This window comes from Streptacidiphilus sp. ASG 303 (assembly GCF_020991365.1).
GTDB lineage: Bacteria > Actinomycetota > Actinomycetes > Streptomycetales > Streptomycetaceae > Peterkaempfera.
Genome location: NZ_JAJLRA010000004.1, coordinates 332,867 through 350,380 on the forward strand (window position 1 = coordinate 332,867; position 17,514 = coordinate 350,380).

A 17,514-nucleotide genomic window follows, 5' to 3' on the forward strand; every position below is an offset into this window, starting at 1 on the left:
GATGCGGACACACCTGTGGTGTGGTGCCGACCAGACTTCCCGGCGCGCCTCTTCGGGGCCGAGCCCCTGGTCACACCCTACCCGCGCACCCTCGGGGCAGTCCTGTGCGAGACCGCCGCGCGGACCTCCCGCCGGGGCCGCACCGCCGTCCGCCCGGCGCCGCCCACGCACCCCGCCGCACAGCACCCCGCCGCACAGCACCCCGCCCCACACGGACGCGGCCGCACACGGACGCGGCCGCCCCGGCGGGTGCCGGGGCGGCCGCGGGCCGACGGGCGGTCCGGGTCGGAGGCGTCCCGGGGCGCCCCCGCGGACGTCAGTCCTCGCCGGGGGCGCTCGGCAGCTTGGCCTGGATGAGGTCCATCACCGAGGAGTCCGTGAGGGTGGTGACGTCGCCCAGCGCGCGGTTCTCCGCGACGTCGCGCAGCAGCCGCCGCATGATCTTGCCGGAGCGCGTCTTCGGCAGCTCGCCCACGACGAGGATCCGCTTGGGCTTGGCGATCGGGCCCAGCGTGCGGCCGACGTGGTCGCGCAGCTCGGCGGCCAGGTCGGCGCTGTCGGCCGCCGTGCCGCGCAGGATCACGAAGGCCACGATGGCCTGGCCGGTCGTCGGGTCGGCGGCGCCGACCACGGCCGACTCGGCGACCTTCGGGTGGGAGACGAGGGCCGACTCCACCTCCGTGGTGGAGATGTTGTGGCCGGAGACCAGCATCACGTCGTCCACCCGGCCGAGCAGCCAGATGTCGCCGTCCTCGTCCTTCTTCGCGCCGTCGCCGGCGAAGTAGCGGCCCTCGAAGCGCGACCAGTAGGTGTCGACGTACCGCTGGTCGTCGCCCCAGACGGTGCGCAGCATGGACGGCCACGGCTCGGTCAGCACGAGGTAGCCGCCGGATCCGTTCGGCACCTCGCGGGCCTCGTCGTCCACGACCGTGGCGGCGATGCCGGGCAGCGGGCGCTGGGCGGAGCCCGGCTTGGTCTCGGTGACGCCCGGCAGCGGGCTGATCATCATGGCGCCGGTCTCGGTCTGCCACCAGGTGTCGACGACCGGGCAGCGGCCCCCGCCGATCTTCTCCCGGTACCAGACCCACGCCTCGGGGTTGATCGGCTCGCCGACGCTGCCGAGCACCCGCAGGCTGGACAGGTCGAACTTGGCGGGGATGTCGTCGCCCCACTTCATGAAGGTGCGGATCGCGGTCGGCGCCGTGTAGAGGATGCTGACGCCGTACTTCTGCACGATCTCCCAGAAGCGGCCCTGGTGCGGGTGGTCCGGGGTGCCCTCGTAGATCACCTGGGTGGCGCCGTTGGCCAGCGGCCCGTAGACGATGTACGAGTGCCCGGTGACCCAGCCGATGTCGGCCGTGCACCAGTAGACGTCGGTCTCCGGCTTGAGGTCGAAGACCGCGTGGTGCGTGTAGGCGGCCTGGGTCAGGTAGCCGCCGGAGGTGTGCAGGATGCCCTTGGGCTTCCCCGTGGTGCCCGAGGTGTACAGGATGAAGAGCGGGTGCTCGGCGTCGTGCGCCTCGGGGGTGTGCTCGGCGGACTGGCGGCCGACGGCGTCGTGCCACCACACGTCGCGGCCCTCGGTCCAGGCGGTCTCCTGGCCGGTCCGGCGGACCACCAGCACGTGCTCCACGCCGGGGCAGCGCTCCAGGGCCTGGTCGATGGCGGGCTTGAGGGCGCTCGGGGCGCCGCGCCGGTACCCGCCGTCGGCGGTGATCACCAGCCTGGCGTCGGCGTCCTGGATGCGGGAGGCGACCGCGTCGGCCGAGAACCCGCCGAAGACCACGGAGTGGGCGGCGCCGATCCGGGCGCAGGCCAGCATCGCCACCACGGCCTCGGGGATCATCGGCAGGTAGACCGCCACCCGGTCGCCCTTGCCGACGCCGAGCTCCAGCAGGGCGTTGGCGGCCCGGGAGACCTCGTCCTTGAGCTCGGCGTAGGTGATGCTGCGGCCGTCGCCGGGCTCGCCCTCGAAGTGGATGGCGACGCGGTCGCCGAGGCCGGCCTCGACGTGGCGGTCGACGCAGTTGTACGCGACGTTGAGCTTCCCGTCGGCGAACCACTTCGCGAACGGCGGGTTGGACCAGTCCAGGGTCTCGGTGGGCTCCACCGCCCAGCTGAGGCGGCGGGCCTGCTCCGCCCAGAAGCCGAGCCGGTCGGCCGAGGCCTGCCCGTACGCGGCGGCGGTGACGTTGGCGGCTGCGGCCAGCTCCGCGGGCGGGGCGAAGCGGCGCTCCTCCTTGAGCAGGTTGGCCAGGCTCTCGTTGCTCAACGCGCACTCCTCATCGAGATGATCGCGGGATGGTCCCATCGTCCCGTGACCTACCTCACCAGGAGGGGAGGCATGCTGACAAGGGTCCCCTGCAGAATTGGTCCAGACCTCTCGGGATGGTGGGCGCCGGGAGCGGACCGCCCCCGGCGGCGGTGGGCGGCCGGGGGCGGCGGTGCGGCGGCGCGGCGGGGGAGGGGCGCCGTGCGGGGACGTCAGGCGGCGCTGCCGGCCTCCTCCGCGCACACCGGGCGGAACACCCCCGACGCCGGGTCCAGCAGGTACGCCTGCGCCGCCGCGATGTCGAAGTACATCCCCACCAGCTCCAGGCCGTCCGGGCCGCCGTCCGCCGTGCGGGACCGCACGGCGGGATGGGCGGCCAGGTTCTCCAGCTGCTGCACCACGTTCGACAGGCAGAGGCGCTCCAGCTCGTCCGCGGGCCGGTCCGCGAAGCGGGCGGGCTCCCGCTGCGCCCGGGCCAGCGACGCGCCCCCGTTGCGCAGCCAGCGCCCGAGCGGGGTGGTCTCCCCGGACGGCCGGTGCGCGCCCCGGAGCAGCCCCTGCATGGCGCCGCAGCCGGAGTGCCCGCAGACCGTCACCGACCGGACGCGCAGCACCTCGACCGCGTACTCCACGGCCGCGCCCACCGAGTCGTCGCCCGGCTCCCCGGGCGTGCCGCACCCCTGCGGGGGCGGTACGAGGTTGCCGACGTTCCGGACGGTGAACAGGTCGCCCGGACCGCTGCTGGTGATCATGCTGGTCACCATCCGCGAGTCCGCGCAGCCCACGAAGAGCTGCGACGGGGCCTGGCCCTCCCGGGCCAGCCGGGCCAGCTCCTGGCGGACCAGGGGGGCGGTGTGCCGCTGGAAGCGCCGGACCCCGCCCACCAGGTGGTCGAGCGCGGCGCCGGCGCCGCCCGTGCGGGGGCTCCGGGTGCGGTGGCCGAGCCAGGAGGACCAGGGGCGGAAGCGGGCGTGGTCGGCCGCCGGGGTTGCGGGCCGGGGCGTGGCGGGTGAGGGGAGTGTGGGCCGGGCGTCGGGTGTCATGTCGTTCCTGTCGATCGCCGGGACGATAAAGAATCGGCAAGGAATGGCAAACGGAGAGTAATGGAATTCTCGCCCGGCGTGATCGTCGCCGCTGCAGCCCGGAGGGAAGTTCGCCCTGGCGGGTGACGGTCCGCCCACTGCGTCCGGCCCTGTGACCGGCCCTGTGCGCCGTCCGCCGGCCGGGGCGGCGGCTGTCGGGGCGTCCGTCCCGCCCGCCCGGGACGGGCCGGCCTCCCGGCCGCCGCGGGTGCACGGCGCGGCGCCCCCTCCGCCGGTGTGCGGAGGGGGCGCCCGGCCCGCAGGGGACGGCGGCGGGGTCGGGTGCGGTCAGACGGCCGCCGGGGCCTCGGCCCGCAGGTGCCGCCGGCCCAGTGTGAAGCCGGGGTCCACCTGGGTGGCGAGGTCCACGCCGGTCCTGGCGTTGCCCCAGCTCTCGGCGTTGCGCAGGTGGAAGTGGACCGCCTGGCGGGTGTAGCGCTCCCAGTCGCGCCCGGTGTGGGCCGCGTCCGCCTCCTCCTGGAGGGTGCGCAGGACCCGGCGGTTCTCCTCCTCCAGGTCGGCCAGGCACAGGTCCGCGCCCTGGTCGAGGCGGCGGACCCAGTCGGAGTGCCCGAAGGAGGCGATGAGGTCGTCACCGGCCTCGCGCCGCAGGTAGGCGAGGTCGTCCGGGCCCTGCACCTTGTTGCCGACCACCCGGAGCGCGACGCCGTAGTCGCGGGCGTACTCCTTGTACTGCCGGTAGACGGAGACCCCCTTGCGGGTCGGCTCGGCCACCAGGAAGGTCACGTCGAAGCGGGTGAACAGGCCGGAGGCGAAGGAGTCCGAGCCCGCGGTCATGTCGACCACGGCGTACTCGCCGGGACCGTCGACGAGGTGGTTCAGGTAGAGCTCCACGGCCCCGACCTTGGAGTGGTAGCAGGACACCCCGAGGTCGTCCTCGGCGAAGGCGCCGGTGGCCATCAGTCGCACCGTGCCGCCCTCCAGGGTGACCGGGCGGGCGCACCGGTCGTACAGGGGGTTGTCCTCGTCGATGCGCACCAGGCGGGAGCCGCGGCCGGGCGGGGTGGTCTTGATCATCTGCTCGGCGGAGGCGATCCGCGGGTTGTCCCCGCGCAGGTACTCCTTGATGTGGGGGAGTTCGCCGCCCATGGCGGGCAGTCCGGCGGCCTGCGCCTCGTCGAGCCCCAGGGCCGTGCCGAGGTGCTGGTTGATGTCGGCGTCCACGGCGACGACCGGGCGGCCGGCGGCGGCGAGGTGGCGGACGAGCAGCGACGACAGCGTGGTCTTGCCGCTGCCGCCCTTGCCGACGAAGGCGATCTTCATGGTGCGGGCTTCCGTTGGGGGCGTGGACTGAAGACGACAATAGTTATCGTCTTCGATAGCGCACATGGTAGCGGTGTGGAGGCTCCGGGTGATCACGGAAGCGCCCGATTGGTCCGAACGAGTGACGTCCCGGGCGGGTGCGGCCCGGGACCGCCCACCGCCCGGGGACCATGCAGCCGCGCGCAGCGGGCGGTCCGGCCCGGCGGCCCGCGCCCCGGCACGGCCCCCGATCCTGCGTCCCGACCCCGTGTCCCGGTGCGGTGTCCCGGTGCGGTGTCCCGCACGGCGTCCGGGTGCGGCATGGAGGCGACGCGGCGGAGTGCGGGACCCGGGGACGCCGTGTGCCCGACCGGTCCGTACGCTCGACCGCGTGAGCACTGCAGCTGATCCCCTCGCCCCGCTCGCCGACCTGCCCGGCGTGCCGGAGGCCGTCGCCGAGGTCCGGCGTGCCGTCGACCGGCTCTACGGACACCGGGTGATGCGCCGCCGCGCGGCCGAGGTCACCTCCGAGGCCGCCCTCCGGGGCGCCCGCGCCTCGGCCGCCCTGGACGGCGCCGACTGGCCGCTGGAGGAGGTCCGGCGGCGCACCGACTTCGGGACCGGCGCCGAGGCCCGGACCGTGGGCGGCGCGCTGCGGCTCGCCGCGGATGCCGGGCAGCTGCTGAGCGTCTGGCGCACCTCCCCGCTGCAGGTCCTGGCGCGCCTTCACCTGCTGGCCGCGGGGGACGACGCCCCGGACGTCGGGCGCCCGCGCCGGGCCGGCGAGCCGGCGGCCGAGCTGTTCCCCGCGGAGGTCGCCGCCTCCGAGACCCTCGGGGAGGCCGCCCCGGCGCCGTTCCCGGCCCCGGCCGGGCTGCCCGCCCCGCCCCCCGCCGCCGAGGCGGCGGCCCGGCTGGACCAGCTGGCGGTGCTCCTGGCGGCACGTGCCGACCGCGCGGGCGCCGGGCCCGGCGCCCGGACCGCGCCGGCGCTGGTGACCGCCGCCGTGGTGCACGGCGAGCTGATGGTGCTGCGGCCCTTCACCTCCGGCAACGGCCTCGTGGCGCGGGGCGCGCAGCGGATCGTGCTGATCGCGGAGGGCCTCGACCCCAAGGCGATCTGCCCGGCCGAGGTCGGTCTCGCCGAGCTCGGCACCGAGGCCTACCGCGCCGCGCTGGCCGGGTACGCCTCGGGCACCGCGGAGGGGATGGCGGCCTGGATCACCCACTGCGGGCGCGCCCTGCGCCTCGGGGTCAGGGAGAGCACCGCGGTCTGCGAGGCGATGCAGCGGGGCATGGTCTGACCCGTCCGTCCGGCCTCCGGGCCGCCCGGCCCCCGCCGGGCGGGGGCGGCGCCGTCCGTTCGCGGACGGCTCCCGCGCGCGGACGGCCCCCGACACGCAATGCGGCGGCACCTCTCGAAGAGGTGCCGCCACTGGCACGGTCGCCGGGTGACCATGCGTGCGCCTTGTCGTGCCCATCAGGCGGGGATCTCTGCCCTCTGCCTGGTGCGGCGGCCCGGTTGGCGGGTCGGCTGCACGTGGGTGCCCGGTTCTGTGCTCGGTCCGTGGGGCCAGGACTGCGTCTGCAACGGTTCCTGAGCGGTTCCGTCGGGTCTCGCGGGCCGTTGCTTCCTTTGTAGCGCTGTTTCCGGGCGAGCGAAACCCCGGGGCCGCCGTTCTTCGCCCTCCGTCCGCCCGGGGCGGTTCTGACGGCTTTCGGGCGTTTTGCCCATCGGTCGCGTTCCCGCAGCCGCTCCCGTGCGGCGGGGCGCGGCGAGCCGCCGCACGGGAGCCGTGGGTCAGACCGTCTGCGCGCGGCGCCGGGCGCTGTACCAGACGAGGCCGGCGGCCGTGGCGGCCGCGGCGACCGCCGCTCCGGCCAGGACCGGCCCGCTGGGCACCCGGAAGGAGGGGATCCGGCGGCGCAGCTGCACCGGTCTGCTGAACGTGAGCACCGGCCAGTCGCGGGCCAGCGCCTCGCGCCGCAGCCCCCGGTCCGGGTTGACCGCGGACGGGTGGCCCACGGCCTCCAGGAGCGGCAGGTCGGTGACCGAGTCGCTGTAGGCGTGGCAGCGGGACAGGTCGTAGTCCTCGGCCTCGGCCAGCTCCCTGATGGCGGCGGCCTTGTTCTCCCCGTAGGCGTAGTACTCGATCTCGCCCGTGTAGCGGCCGTCGCGCTCCTCCAGACGGGTGGCGATGACGTGGTCGGCGCCCAGCATCTCCCCGATCGGCCCGACGAGCTCCGAACCGGAGCTGCTGACGATGACCACGTCGCGGCCGGCCGCGTGGTGCCCCTCGATCAGCGAGGCCGCCTCGTCGTAGATCAGCGGGTCGATCAGGCCGTGCAGCGTCTCCGCCACGATCTCCCGCACCTGCTGCACGTCCCAGCCGCGGCAGAGCGCCGAGAGGTACTGGCGCATCCGCTCCATCTGGTCGTGGTCCGCGCCTCCCACCAGGAAGACGAACTGGGCGTACGAGCTCCGCAGCACGGCCCGCCGGTTGATCAGGCCGCCCCGGTAGAGGGGTCTGCTGAAGGCGAGTGCGCTCGACTTGGCGATGATGGTCTTGTCGAGGTCGAAGAAGGCTGCGGTACGGGTCGGGCGAGGCGTCCGGAAAGCGTGCTCCTCCGGGCCTGCTGGGGGTTCGGCCTGGTTCTCCACGGGGTCGAGGATAGGGGGCCGCCATTCGGCGTACTCCCGGGCACGCGGGTTTGTGTTTCGGGGCCCTCGGGTACACCATGGAAGTCACGGATCGTTCGCGACCGTGCTAACCCGGTCCGACTCCTCCCCCCCGAGTCGGCCGAGGATGACGACCCCCGCTCTCCCCCCCGGCGGGGGTCGTCGCATGTCCGGATGCGTTCGGTCCGCCCGCCTCCCCGCTCCGCGCCTGCAGGCCGCCGCCGCGCGCAGGCCCACCAGCCGTCACTTTGCGTAGCTGCCTGCCTGGTACTGGTGTGTGCGCCGTACCGGCCGGCCCGCCTTCCCGCCGCCCGCCGGGCACCCTCCGTCGTTCCGGGCCCGTCGGCCGTCCCCGCCGCCGTGCACCCCGCCCGCCCTCCTCCACTTCCGCACCCGTGCGTCCCGCCGCCCGCCGACCGGCCTGTTGACCACCGACCGGGCCGCGAACCGGCATCGACCGGTGGGACGAGCAGCACCCGGCAGGGGTTCCCCGCGGCCGGCCGGCGGCACGGAGATCACCCGGGAGGGTGAGCCCCGTTTTCCACAGCCCGGCGTTTTCCCCAGCCCGTGGACCGCTGCTGGCGGCGGTGTGCGGCCGGTCCCACCGTGGAGTCCCGCGGACCGGCCGGTCCGCGGGGAACCGCCACACGGGGAGACGACCATGGCCGAGCCGTCGACGCACCACGGACCCTCCGGGATCCCCCCGGTCACCGGACCACTGATCATCAGCGGGGACGAGGAGCTGGTCGAGCGCCTGCTCAGGATCTGCACCGCGGCGGGCGCCGAGCCGGTCGTGGTACGGGGTGCGCCGCCGACCCGGCGCCAGTGGGAGAGCGCGCCGCTCGCCCTGGTCGGCGACGACCTCGCCGGGTGCTGCTCCGACCTGCCGCGCCGCGAGGGGGTGCTGCTCATCGGCCGGGACCTCGACGACTGCGAGGTGTGGGTGCGGGCGGTCGGCGTGGGCGCCGACCACGTGCTCTTCCTGCCCGACGCGGAGACGTGGCTGCTGGACCGCATCGCGGACGCCGCCGAGGGGGTGGGAGCCCACGCGCTGACCGTCGCCGTGCTCGGCGGCCGGGGAGGTGCCGGCGCCTCCACGCTCGCCTGCGCGCTCGCCGTGACCGCCGCCCGCGAGGGGCACCGCACCATGCTCATCGACGGGGATCCGCTCGGCGGCGGCCTCGACGTGCTGCTCGGCGGCGAGGGAGCCTCCGGGCTCCGCTGGCCGGACCTCGCCGGCTCCCGGGGCCGGGTCAACGGCCACGAACTGGAGAAGGCGCTTCCCAGCCTGCACCGCCTCGCCGCCCTCTCGTGGGACCGCAGCGACATCCTCGCCATCCCGCCCGACGCCATGCGCTCCGTGCTGGCCGCCGCGCGCCGACGCGGCGGGCTGGTCGTCCTCGACCTCCCCCGCCACCTCGACCCCGCCGCCGCGGAGGCACTGGAGCAGGCCGACACCGGCCTGCTGGTCGTACCGGCGGAACTGCGGGCCGTGGCGGCGGCGGGCCGCGTCGCCGCCGCGGCCCGGATGCGGCTCTCCGACCTGCGGGCCGTGGTCCGGACGCCCGCCTGCCCCGGGCTCGACGCCGCAGAGGTCGCCCGCGGCCTTCGGATGGACCTGGCGGGCGAGCTGCCCGGCGAGCCGGGCCTGGCCGCGGACGTCGAGCGGGGGACCCCGCCGGGACTGCGCGAGAGAGGACCGCTCGCCCGGTTCTGCTCGGCGTTCCTTGCTCGGGCCGTGCCGCCGGCCGCCGGCCGGAGTGCGGTCGCATGACGCGCGGACACGCAGGCGGTCCGCTCGTGGGAGCGGAAGCCGGGCGGCGGCGGATCGGCCGCCGCATCCTCGGAGCAGGAGCAGGAGCAGGAGCAGGAGCAGAGGCAGGGGCAGGGGCAGGACCGGCCGGGGCGTGCGCCGGGGTGTCCGCCGCCGGGAGGCCGGGATCCGGCGGGCCCCCGACGCCCGGCCCTCCGCTGCGGGAGGCCGGAACGCATACCGGGGACGCGCCCCGACCGCTGCGGGGAAGGCCGAGGGAACCGGCAGCCCCTCCGCAGCCCGCCGCGCTGGTCGACGCGGTGCGGCTCCGCCTCGCGGAGGCGGGCGCGGAGCCCACCACCGCCTCCGTCGCCGCAGCGCTGCGGGCCGAGCATGCCCCGCTCGGCGGTGAGCAGCTCATGGCGGCCGTGCACGCGTTGCGGGCGGAGATCGTCGGAGCGGGACCTCTCGATCCCCTGCTCGCCGATCCCCAGGTGACCGACGTCCTGGTCAACGCACCCGACGAGGTCTGGGTCGACCGCGGGTGCGGCCTCACCAGGGCGGAGGGCGTGTCCTTCCCCGACGCCGCCGCCGTGCGCCGGCTGGCGCAGCGTCTGGCGACCGCGGCCGGGCGCAGACTGGACGACGCGCGCCCGTGGGCGGACGCCCGCCTGCCGGACGGCACACGCCTACACGCCGTTCTGCCGCCGACAGCCGTGGGGTGCACCCACATCTCGCTCCGCGTGTCCCGTGCCCGGGCCTTCACCCTGGAGGAGCTGACCGGGGCGGGATCCCTCTCCCCGCACGGCGCGCACCTGCTGCGCGCCCTCGTCGACGCCCGTCTCTCCTTCCTGGTCAGCGGCGGTACGGGAAGCGGCAAGACGACCCTTCTCTCGGCCCTCCTCGGCCTGGTGGACCCCGGTGAGCGGATCGTGCTCGCCGAGGACTCCGCGGAGCTGCGGCCGGCCCACCCGCACGTGGTCCGCCTGGAGGCCAGGCCGCCCAACCAGGAGGGGCTGGGCCGTGTCGACCTGCGTGACCTCGTGCGCCAGGCGCTGCGGATGAGGCCCGACCGGCTGGTGGTCGGCGAGGTCCGCGGCCCCGAGGTCCTGGACCTGCTCAGCGCCCTCAACACCGGCCACGAGGGCGGCTGCGGCACGGTCCATGCCAACACCGGGGCCGACGTCCCGGCGCGGCTGGAGGCCCTGGGGTCCATGGCGGGGCTCGACCGCGCCGCCCTGCACAGCCAGCTGTGCGCCGCCCTGGACGCGGTGGTCCACCTGGTGCGCCATCCCGGAAGCGGCCTGCGGCGGGTGGCCGGCGTGCATGTGCTGGTACGCGACCGGGCGGGGTTCGCGGTGACCGTGCCTGCCGCCGTGTTCCAGCCGGACGGGGGGTTCGGCCCCGGACCGGGCTGGAACCACCTGGTCTCGCGCTGCGCCGTCCGCGGCGTGGACCCGGCCGCAGGACTCCCGTGGTGACCGCCGGTGCCGGGCTGCCCTGGGCGGCGCTGCTGGGCCTGTCCGCCGTGGGGGCCCACCGTGCCGTGGTCCGTCGCGGGCGCATCCGGCGGCGCCTCCTCGGCGGCGGTGCCCCGGCGGGCGGCGGCCCGGGGGGCGGGGTGTCCGGTCCCGCGCCGGAGCGGTGGACCGCCGCTCTCGGCCGCGGCGTCCGGCACCTCCGGTGGACGGCGCCCGAACTCCTGCTCCTGCCCGTCGGCCTCCTCGTCGGCTGGGCGCTCCGCTCACCCGTCCCGCTGCTGGGGGGAGCGGCCGCCCTGCGGCCGGTGCGGCGGTGGCGGCTCGGCCTGCACGAACGCCGCCGCCGGGACCGGCGGGAGGCCGCCGTCGTGGAACTGTGCACCGCCCTCGCCGCCGGACTGCGCACCGGAGCGGTGCCCGACCGGGCCATGGCCTCCGTGACGGCGCCGGGCGGACCCTCCCACCGGGTGCTGTGCCGCGCCGGCCTCGACACCACCGTCCTGCTGGCGGCCGCACGCTTCGCCGGAGACGTGCCGGAGGCCCTGCGCCGGACGGCCCGGCTCCCCGGAGCGGGCGGTGCGGCGGCGATCGCGGCCTGCTGGCAGGTGGCGTCCGACAGCGGGGCCGGCCTGGCCGACGCCCTCGACCGGGTGGCGGAGGCGCTGCGCGCCGACCGTGCGCTGCGGGAGACCGTCCGGGGTGAGCTGGCCGGTCCGCGGACGACGGCGGCGCTGCTCGCCGTGCTCCCGGCGGTCGGCCTGCTGCTGGGCGGTGCCCTCGGCGCCGATCCGCTGCACATGCTGCTGCACACGCCCGCGGGGTTGGGCTGCCTCGTCGCGGGCGCGGCCCTGGAGGCGGCCGGACTCCTCTGGACGGCCCGGATCGTGCGTGCGGCGGAGGGCGTGGAGGCGTGCTGACCACCCGAGCCGAGCGGGATGTGCCCCGCTGCAAGGAGGGATTCCCTGATGAGTGCTCAGTTCGCTGCCGTCGCGGCAGCGCCGGCCGCCGTGTGGGTCCTGGTCCGTGCCGGGGAAGCCGTACGGCGGCCCCGACGGCCCCGACGGCCCCGACGGTCCCGGCGGGAGGGACGGAGTCGGACGGCCGTGTCGGACGGCGTCACCGCCGGGAAGGGGCGCCCTTCGAGGGGGCGGCCGCGCGCTCTGCGGTTCCGGCCGTGGCCGTGGCGCGGCACAGGACCCACGAGGGGGGCGGCGAGAGGCCCCGCAGGGCCGCCCGGGGCAACCGAGCCGGACGCGGACCGCAACCGGCTCCGCCGCACGGCGCCCGTGGCTGCGGGGGTCTGCGTGGCCCTGCTGGTCGGCGGCGCGGCAGGTGTCCTGGCCGGCGCCGTGGCGGGGTTCGCCCTGCAGTGGGGGCTGCGGAGGCTGTCGTCGAGGGGCGCGGACGCCCCCGACCCCCGCCTGGAGGCGCAGCTGCCGCTGACGGCGGAACTGCTGGCCGCCTGCCTGGGGGCCTCGGGGATCCCCGCCGAGGCCGCGGCAGCCGTGTCCCGGGCGGTGGGGTCCCCGATGCGGGAACGCCTGGCCGCGGTGGCCGCCGGGCTGCGCATGGGGGCCGAGCCGTCCGACTGCTGGAGCCGGGCTGCCGCCGACTGTCCCGGACTGGCGCCGCTGGGCCGCTGCCTGTCAGCGGCCGACACCGACGGAGCGCCCCCGGTGGCCACCCTCACCCGGCTGGCACGGGAGCAGCGTGCGGCCGCGGTCCGGGCAGCGGCCGTACGCACCCGGAGGGCCGGAGTCCTTGCGACGGCACCGCTGGGCGTGTGCTTCCTGCCCGCCTTCGTCCTCGTCGGCGTCGTACCGGTGGTCGCCGGGCTCGCCTCTACCTTCCTCGCGCCGCGGTGAAGCCCCGTGGCCCGGCCGGACCGGGCCCGCCCCTCTCCCGCCCGCCGCGACCGCCGTCTTCCTCCCGCCCGACGGCCGCCCGTCCGTCCCGCGGATCCGCCCCGTCCGACCGGAGCACCCGGGCCGCTCACCGCACGGTCCGATCACCCCGCCGTCCGAGTCACCGCACTGCCCGACCACCCCGCCATCCGAGTCACCCCGCCATCCGAGTCACCCCGCCGTCCGAGGAGGACACCATGACCGCCCTTCCCGCCCGCATTCCCGCCCCCCGCGTTCCCGCGCCCCGCAGGCCGCTGTCGCAGCTGCCCCGCATCACGCCGGCCCGGCGGGCCCGTGTCCCGCTGCCGCGACGGTTCGCCGCCTCGGCCCGCCGGGCGGCCGCCCGCCCGGACGCCGGGATGACCACCGCCGAGTACGCGGTGGGGACGGTGGCGGCCTGCGGATTCGCCGCAGTGCTCTACAAGGTCGTGACCAGCGACACGGTCAGTGCCGCCCTCGCCAAACTCGTCCAGCGGGCACTCGATGCGGCGTTCTGATCCCCACTGCTCCCGCCGCTCCCGCAGCGCCCGTCCCGCCCGCCGTACGTGGCGGGAGGGCGGGTACGCGACCGCCGAGACGGCGGTCGCCCTTCCGGCGCTCGTCCTGCTCGCCGCGATGCTCGTCTGGGGCGTGCTGGCGGCCGCCGCCCAGATCCGGTGTGTGGACGCCGCACGGGTGGGTGCGCGCGCCGCCGCGCGTGGCGAGGAGGACACGGCCGTGCTCGCGGCCGTACGCCGGGCCGCCCCGGTCGGCGCCGAGGTCCGCCTGGTCCGCGGGGCGGAGACCGTCCGGGTGGCGGTCACCGCCTCCTTCGGGGGGCCTGGAGGCCTGGCGGGGGTGCTGTCGGTCCGGACGGCTGCCGATGCGGTGGCCGCCCGGGAGGACCTGCCGCCGCAGGCGCCTCCCGTCGCGGACGGGGGTGCGCCGTGATCCGGCGGCCCGAGGGCGCCGCGGGCGACCGCGGCTCCGCGACGGTGTGGCTCGTGTCGCTGGCGGCGCTGGTCTGCTGCGCCTTCGCGGCCGTGTTCGCCGCGGGCGCCGCCGTGGCGGCACGCCACCGGGCGGAGTCGGCGGCGGACCTGGCGGCCCTGGCAGCGGCCCGCGGGCTGCTGCTGGATCCCGCCGGGGCGTGCCGGCGGGCTGCAGGGATCGCCGCGGCCCACCGGGTCCGGATGACGGCGTGCACGCCCCGGGACGACGCGGTGGAGGTCGGGGTGGAACTGCCGGTGCGCGGCCTGCCCGCCGTGCTGCCGCCGGCGCGGGCCCGGGCCCGCGCCGGACCGCTGCGCTCCGAGCCGCCCGCGGCCGGCGGCACCCCCGCGGCCGGCGGCACCCCCGCGGCCGGGGGCACCCCCGCGGCCGGGGGCACCGCGTCGCGGTCGGTGCCGGTCCGGCGGTCGGCACCAGACCCGGCTCCACCGCGGCCGCCGGGCCCTGCCGGGGCCCGGCGGCAGGCCTCCCGCACCGCTTTCGGCGGCAGGGCGCCCCGGTGTCGGAGCGCCCCGACGTCAGGGCGCTCCGGCGAGCAGGACGTCCAGCAGCCGGACCGCCGCCGCCTTGTCCAGCGGATCGTTGCCGTTGCCGCACTTGGGCGACTGGATGCAGGAGGGGCAGCCCCGCTCGCACTCGCAGGCGGCGATGGCCTCCCTGGTCGCGGTGAGCCACGCACGGGCCCGACGGAACCCCTGCTCAGCGAAGCCCGCGCCGCCCGGGTGGCCGTCGTACACGAACACCGTGGGCAGCCCCGTGTCGGGGTGGAGCGGTACGGAGACCCCGCCGATGTCCCAGCGGTCGCAGGTGGCGAAGAGGGGCAGCAGCCCGATGGAGGCGTGCTCGGCGGCGTGCGCGGCACCGGGCAGTTCCTCCGGGGCGACACCGGCCGCGTCCAGCTGGTCCTCCGTCACGGACCACCACACCGCGCGGGTCCGCAGCGTGCGGGGCGGCAGGTCGAGTCTGGTCTCGCCCAGCACCTCGCCGGTCGCGATCCGGCGGCGCAGGAAGGAGACGACCTGGTTGACGACCTCCACCGAGCCGTAGTTCAGCAGGGCCTCCCCCCACGGCACGGTGGTGTCCGTGCCCAGCACGCTCACCGAGGTGGTGTCCCGCGCGACGGTGGTGTACGGCGGGTCGGCCTCCTCCACCAGCGCGACCGACGCCTCCAGGTCCAGCTCCCGCACCAGGTAGCTGCGGCCCTGGTGGAGGTGGACGGCCCCGCTGTGGACCGCGGTGTGGGCCGCCGCCGCGTCGACCGTGCCCAGCAGCCGGCCGGTGGCCGCCTCGACGATCTGGACGGGTGTCCCCCCGCCGCCGCGGATGTCCACACCGTCCGCCGCCCGCTCCCGGCGGGTCCAGTACCAGGCGCCGCCGGCCCGCCGCCGCAGCAGCCCGCGCTGCTCCAGCCGGTGCAGCAGGGGTTCCGCGGAGGGGCCGAACAGCTCCAGGTCGGACGGGCCCAGCGGCAGCTCGGCCGCGGCCGCGCACAGGTGCGGGGCCAGGACGTGCGGGTTGTCGGGGTCCAGCACGGTGGACTCCACCGGCCGCCGGAAGAGCGCCTCCGGGTGGTGGACGAGGTAGGTGTCCAGCGGGTCGTCCCTGGCGATCAGCACCGCCAGTGCGCCCTGACCGGCCCGCCCCGCCCGGCCGGCCTGCTGCCACAGGGAGGCCCGGGTCCCCGGGTAGCCGGCCAGGAGGACCGCGTCCAGCCCGGAGACGTCCATGCCGAGCTCCAGCGCCGAGGTCGACGCCACGCCGAGCAGCCGCCCGGAGTGGAGGTCGCGTTCCAGGCTGCGCCGCTCCTCGGCCAGGTACCCGCCTCGGTAGGCCGCGACCCGCCCGGCCAGCCTCCGGTCCACCTCGGCCAGCCGTTCCTGGGCCTGCAGCGCCACCACCTCCGCGCCGCGCCGGGACCGCACGAAGACGACGGTGCGGGTCGCCTCCGCCACCAGGTCGGTGAGCAGGTCGGCGGCCTCCGCGGTCGCGGTGCGGCGGACGGGCGCGCCCTGCTCGCCCACCAGGTCGGTCAGGGGCGGCTCCCAGAGGGCGAAGACCAGCTCCCCGCGCGGCGAGGCGTCCTCCGTCACCTCGGTGACCGGCACGCCCGTCAGCCGTGACGCGGAGGCGCCGGGCTCGGCGGCGGTGGCGGAGGCGAGCAGGAAGACCGGTTCGGAGCCGTAGCGGGCGCAGATCCGCCGCAGCCGGCGCAGCACCTGGGCGACGTGGGAGCCGAAGACGCCCCGGTAGGTGTGGCACTCGTCGACCACCACGTACCGCAGCGCCTTGAGGAAGGAGGACCAGCGGGTGTGCGCCGGGAGGACCGAGCGGTGGAGCATGTCGGGGTTGGTGAGGACGTAGGAGGCGTACTGCCTCACCCATTCGCGCTGCTCCACCGGCGTGTCGCCGTCGTGCAGCGCGGCGCGCACCCGGGGCGGCGCCAGTTCGGCGGCGCGCCGCCGCTGGTCGGCGGCGAGCGCCTTCGTCGGGGCGAGGTAGAGCGCGGTGGCGCCGCGGCCGTTGGGGGCCTCCGTGCCGTCCAGCAGGGTGCTCAGCACGGGGGCGAGGTAGCCCAGCGACTTGCCGGAGGCGGTGCCCGTGGCGATCACGGTGCTGCGCCCCGCCAGGGCCAGTTCCATGGCCCGGGCCTGGTGTTTCCAGGGCCGGGCGATGCCGAGCCCGGCGGCGGCCCCGACGACCTCCGCACGGATTCCGGACGGCCAGTCCGCATGGCTGCCCGGACGGGCGGGCACATGCTCCGTATGGGTGAGCCGATCTTGCCGTCCCCGGACGGCGGACAGCCTCTCCAGTACGGCGGCGGGCGGGTGACTGCTGGGCGGCACAAGGACCCAGTGTGTCACTGCCGTGACGGAGAATCGCGGCAAGCCGTCGTGCTGCCCTGGTCGCAGGTGGTTGAATGCCATCGCGGGTGGCGGTCGCCCGCCCTGGGCGACCGAGATCGCAACGAAGCAAGGCAAGGTGCTGGAGGTTCCGTGGACCTGTCCCTGTCGACCCGTACCGTCGACGACCGCACGGTCGTCGAGGTGGGCGGCGAGATCGATGTGTACACCGCCCCGAAGCTGCGCGAGCAGCTCGTCGAGCTGGTCAACGAGGGTCACTACCACCTGATCGTCGACATGGAAGGCGTGGACTTCCTCGACTCGACCGGTCTGGGTGTCCTCGTCGGCGGGCTCAAGCGCGTGCGCGCGCACGAGGGCTCGCTCCGTCTGGTGTGCAATCAGGAGCGCATTCTGAAGATCTTCCGGATCACCGGTCTCACCAAGGTGTTCCCCATCCACACCACCGTGGACGAGGCCGTCGCGGCGACCGACTGAGCAGACGCGCCCCGGGGACCGTCCGCACCTCCCGTGCGGGCGGCCCCAGGGGCGTGGCTCACGGCAGCAGCGCAACGATCCGAGGGGAATCCATGGCAACCGTCGAGCTCCGATTCAGCGCCCTCCCCGAGCACGTGCGCACCGCCCGGCTGGTCGCCGCCGCGGTCGCGCGCCGCGCCGGGGTCGACGAGTCCGTCCTGGACGAGGTGAGACTGGCCGTCGGTGAGGCGTGCTCACGGGCTGTCGGGCTGCACCTGCGCTCCGGACTGGAGGACCCGGTGCGGGTCACCCTGGTGGAGCAGGAGAAGCGGTTCCTCATCGAGGTGGGCGACGGCGTCGGCCTCGAACCCGAGCCCGCGGCCCCCGCCGCCGACGCGGACGCCGACGACTCCGGCGAGGACGCGATGGGCCTGGCCGTGATCAGCGGCCTCGTCGACGACCTCGACGTCGCCAGCGACGACGTGGGCGGAGTGGTCCGGATGAGCTGGCCGGTCGCGGAGCCCCAGGTCTCCGCCTGACCGGACCGCCCGGTCCCGTACCGGGCGTGGACGAGGGGCGCCCCCCGCACGCGGGGGGCGCCCATCGTCCACGCCCGGGAGCTGCGGGGCCCGGGGGCGGCGAGTGCCGCACCGTCCGCCTCTCGTCCCCGCCCTGCCCCTCCCGCCCCTCTCCCCGCTTCCTGCCCCTCTCGCTCCATCCGCCCCGTCTGCGCGCCCCTGCCTGCACCCCGTCCGCCTCCCCCGTCCCGTCCGGGT

The 17,514-nt window shown here is 76.4% G+C and carries 14 protein-coding genes and 1 pseudogene; 10 read left to right on the forward strand and 5 right to left on the reverse strand.

The features are described from left to right. Nucleotides 1-316: 316 nt before the first annotated feature. The 3 genes from acs to LO771_RS08410 all read right to left on the reverse strand — a co-directional run bounded on the left by acs (nt 317) and on the right by LO771_RS08410 (nt 4,638). Nucleotides 317-2,272, reverse strand: a complete 1,956-nt coding sequence (gene acs / locus LO771_RS08400) for an acetate--CoA ligase (protein WP_230649324.1) — start codon at nt 2,270-2,272, stop codon at nt 317-319. A gap of 212 nt (nt 2,273-2,484) precedes the next feature. Then, nucleotides 2,485-3,315, reverse strand: coding sequence for a carbonic anhydrase (locus tag LO771_RS08405; RefSeq protein WP_374228100.1), 831 nt, complete (start codon nt 3,313-3,315; stop codon nt 2,485-2,487). A gap of 327 nt (nt 3,316-3,642) precedes the next feature. Beyond that, a complete protein-coding gene (locus LO771_RS08410) occupies nt 3,643-4,638 on the reverse strand; it encodes an ATP-binding protein (protein WP_230649325.1) in 996 nt (331 codons plus the stop codon). A gap of 370 nt (nt 4,639-5,008) precedes the next feature. Here LO771_RS08410 and LO771_RS08415 point away from each other — a divergent pair, with 370 nt between their 5' ends. Next, nucleotides 5,009-5,920 (forward strand): oxidoreductase, encoded by a 912-nt coding sequence (locus LO771_RS08415; protein WP_230649326.1) that lies wholly within the window; start codon nt 5,009-5,011, stop codon nt 5,918-5,920. Nucleotides 5,921-6,417: 497 nt separating this feature from the next. Here LO771_RS08415 and LO771_RS08420 read toward each other — a convergent pair whose 3' ends face one another. Further along, nucleotides 6,418-7,290: an HAD family hydrolase gene (locus tag LO771_RS08420; protein ID WP_374228110.1), complete on the reverse strand. Its 873-nt coding sequence runs from the start codon at nt 7,288-7,290 to the stop codon at nt 6,418-6,420. A 667-nt stretch (nt 7,291-7,957) separates the two neighbouring features. On the opposite strand from LO771_RS08420, the gene ssd reads away from it, so the two are divergent. The 7 genes and pseudogenes from ssd to LO771_RS08455 all read left to right on the forward strand — a co-directional run. After that, complete coding sequence (ssd, locus tag LO771_RS08425; RefSeq protein ID WP_230649328.1) at nt 7,958-9,070, forward strand: septum site-determining protein Ssd; 1,113 nt, start codon at nt 7,958-7,960, stop codon at nt 9,068-9,070. Between the two features lie 239 nt (nt 9,071-9,309). Further along, complete coding sequence (locus LO771_RS08430; RefSeq protein ID WP_230649528.1) at nt 9,310-10,530, forward strand: TadA family conjugal transfer-associated ATPase; 1,221 nt, start codon at nt 9,310-9,312, stop codon at nt 10,528-10,530. Then, entirely contained in the window at nt 10,527-11,447 is a 921-nt protein-coding gene (locus LO771_RS08435; RefSeq protein ID WP_230649331.1) for a type II secretion system F family protein, read from the forward strand. The genes LO771_RS08430 and LO771_RS08435 overlap by 4 nt, the downstream gene beginning before the upstream one ends. A 387-nt stretch (nt 11,448-11,834) precedes the next feature. Continuing rightward, nucleotides 11,835-12,395 carry a type II secretion system F family protein gene (locus LO771_RS08440; RefSeq protein ID WP_230649333.1) on the forward strand — a complete coding sequence of 187 codons (561 nt, stop codon included), beginning with the start codon at nt 11,835-11,837 and terminating at the stop codon, nt 12,393-12,395. A 236-nt stretch (nt 12,396-12,631) separates the two neighbouring features. After that, entirely contained in the window at nt 12,632-12,931 is a 300-nt protein-coding gene (locus LO771_RS08445; protein ID WP_308188861.1) for a DUF4244 domain-containing protein, read from the forward strand. Continuing rightward, nucleotides 12,918-13,364: a TadE family type IV pilus minor pilin gene (locus LO771_RS08450; protein ID WP_304944774.1), complete on the forward strand. Its 447-nt coding sequence runs from the start codon at nt 12,918-12,920 to the stop codon at nt 13,362-13,364. Before LO771_RS08445 ends, LO771_RS08450 begins: the two co-directional genes overlap by 14 nt. Continuing rightward, nucleotides 13,361-13,705: pseudogene (locus tag LO771_RS08455) on the forward strand (Rv3654c family TadE-like protein); the annotation flags it as partial. The gene LO771_RS08450 and the pseudogene LO771_RS08455, both read left to right, overlap by 4 nt. A gap of 237 nt (nt 13,706-13,942) precedes the next feature. On the opposite strand, the gene LO771_RS08460 reads toward LO771_RS08455, so the two are convergent. Further along, a complete protein-coding gene (locus LO771_RS08460) occupies nt 13,943-16,348 on the reverse strand; it encodes a DEAD/DEAH box helicase (protein ID WP_230649335.1) in 2,406 nt (801 codons plus the stop codon). A 69-nt stretch (nt 16,349-16,417) separates the two neighbouring features. Between LO771_RS08460 and LO771_RS08465 the strand changes: the two genes are divergently transcribed. Both LO771_RS08465 and LO771_RS08470 read left to right on the forward strand, forming a co-directional pair. Next, nucleotides 16,418-16,759, forward strand: a complete 342-nt coding sequence (locus LO771_RS08465) for an STAS domain-containing protein (RefSeq protein WP_230649337.1) — start codon at nt 16,418-16,420, stop codon at nt 16,757-16,759. A gap of 92 nt (nt 16,760-16,851) precedes the next feature. Further along, nucleotides 16,852-17,277, forward strand: coding sequence for an ATP-binding protein (locus LO771_RS08470; RefSeq protein WP_230649339.1), 426 nt, complete (start codon nt 16,852-16,854; stop codon nt 17,275-17,277). Nucleotides 17,278-17,514: the final 237 nt, after the last annotated feature.

What these genes read in the sequence shown, in the direction of transcription:
- LO771_RS08460 (WP_230649335.1), bottom strand. Translation starts at nt 16,348, where the DNA reads ATGGCATTCAACCACCTGCGACCAGGGCAGCACGACGGCTTGCCGCGA.
- ssd (WP_230649328.1), top strand. Translation starts at nt 7,958, where the DNA reads ATGGCCGAGCCGTCGACGCACCACGGACCCTCCGGGATCCCCCCGGTC.
- LO771_RS08410 (WP_230649325.1), bottom strand. Translation starts at nt 4,638, where the DNA reads ATGAAGATCGCCTTCGTCGGCAAGGGCGGCAGCGGCAAGACCACGCTG.
- LO771_RS08450 (WP_304944774.1), top strand. Translation starts at nt 12,918, where the DNA reads ATGCGGCGTTCTGATCCCCACTGCTCCCGCCGCTCCCGCAGCGCCCGT.
- LO771_RS08445 (WP_308188861.1), top strand. Translation starts at nt 12,632, where the DNA reads ATGACCGCCCTTCCCGCCCGCATTCCCGCCCCCCGCGTTCCCGCGCCC.
- LO771_RS08405 (WP_374228100.1), bottom strand. Translation starts at nt 3,315, where the DNA reads ATGACACCCGACGCCCGGCCCACACTCCCCTCACCCGCCACGCCCCGG.
- LO771_RS08470 (WP_230649339.1), top strand. Translation starts at nt 16,852, where the DNA reads ATGGCAACCGTCGAGCTCCGATTCAGCGCCCTCCCCGAGCACGTGCGC.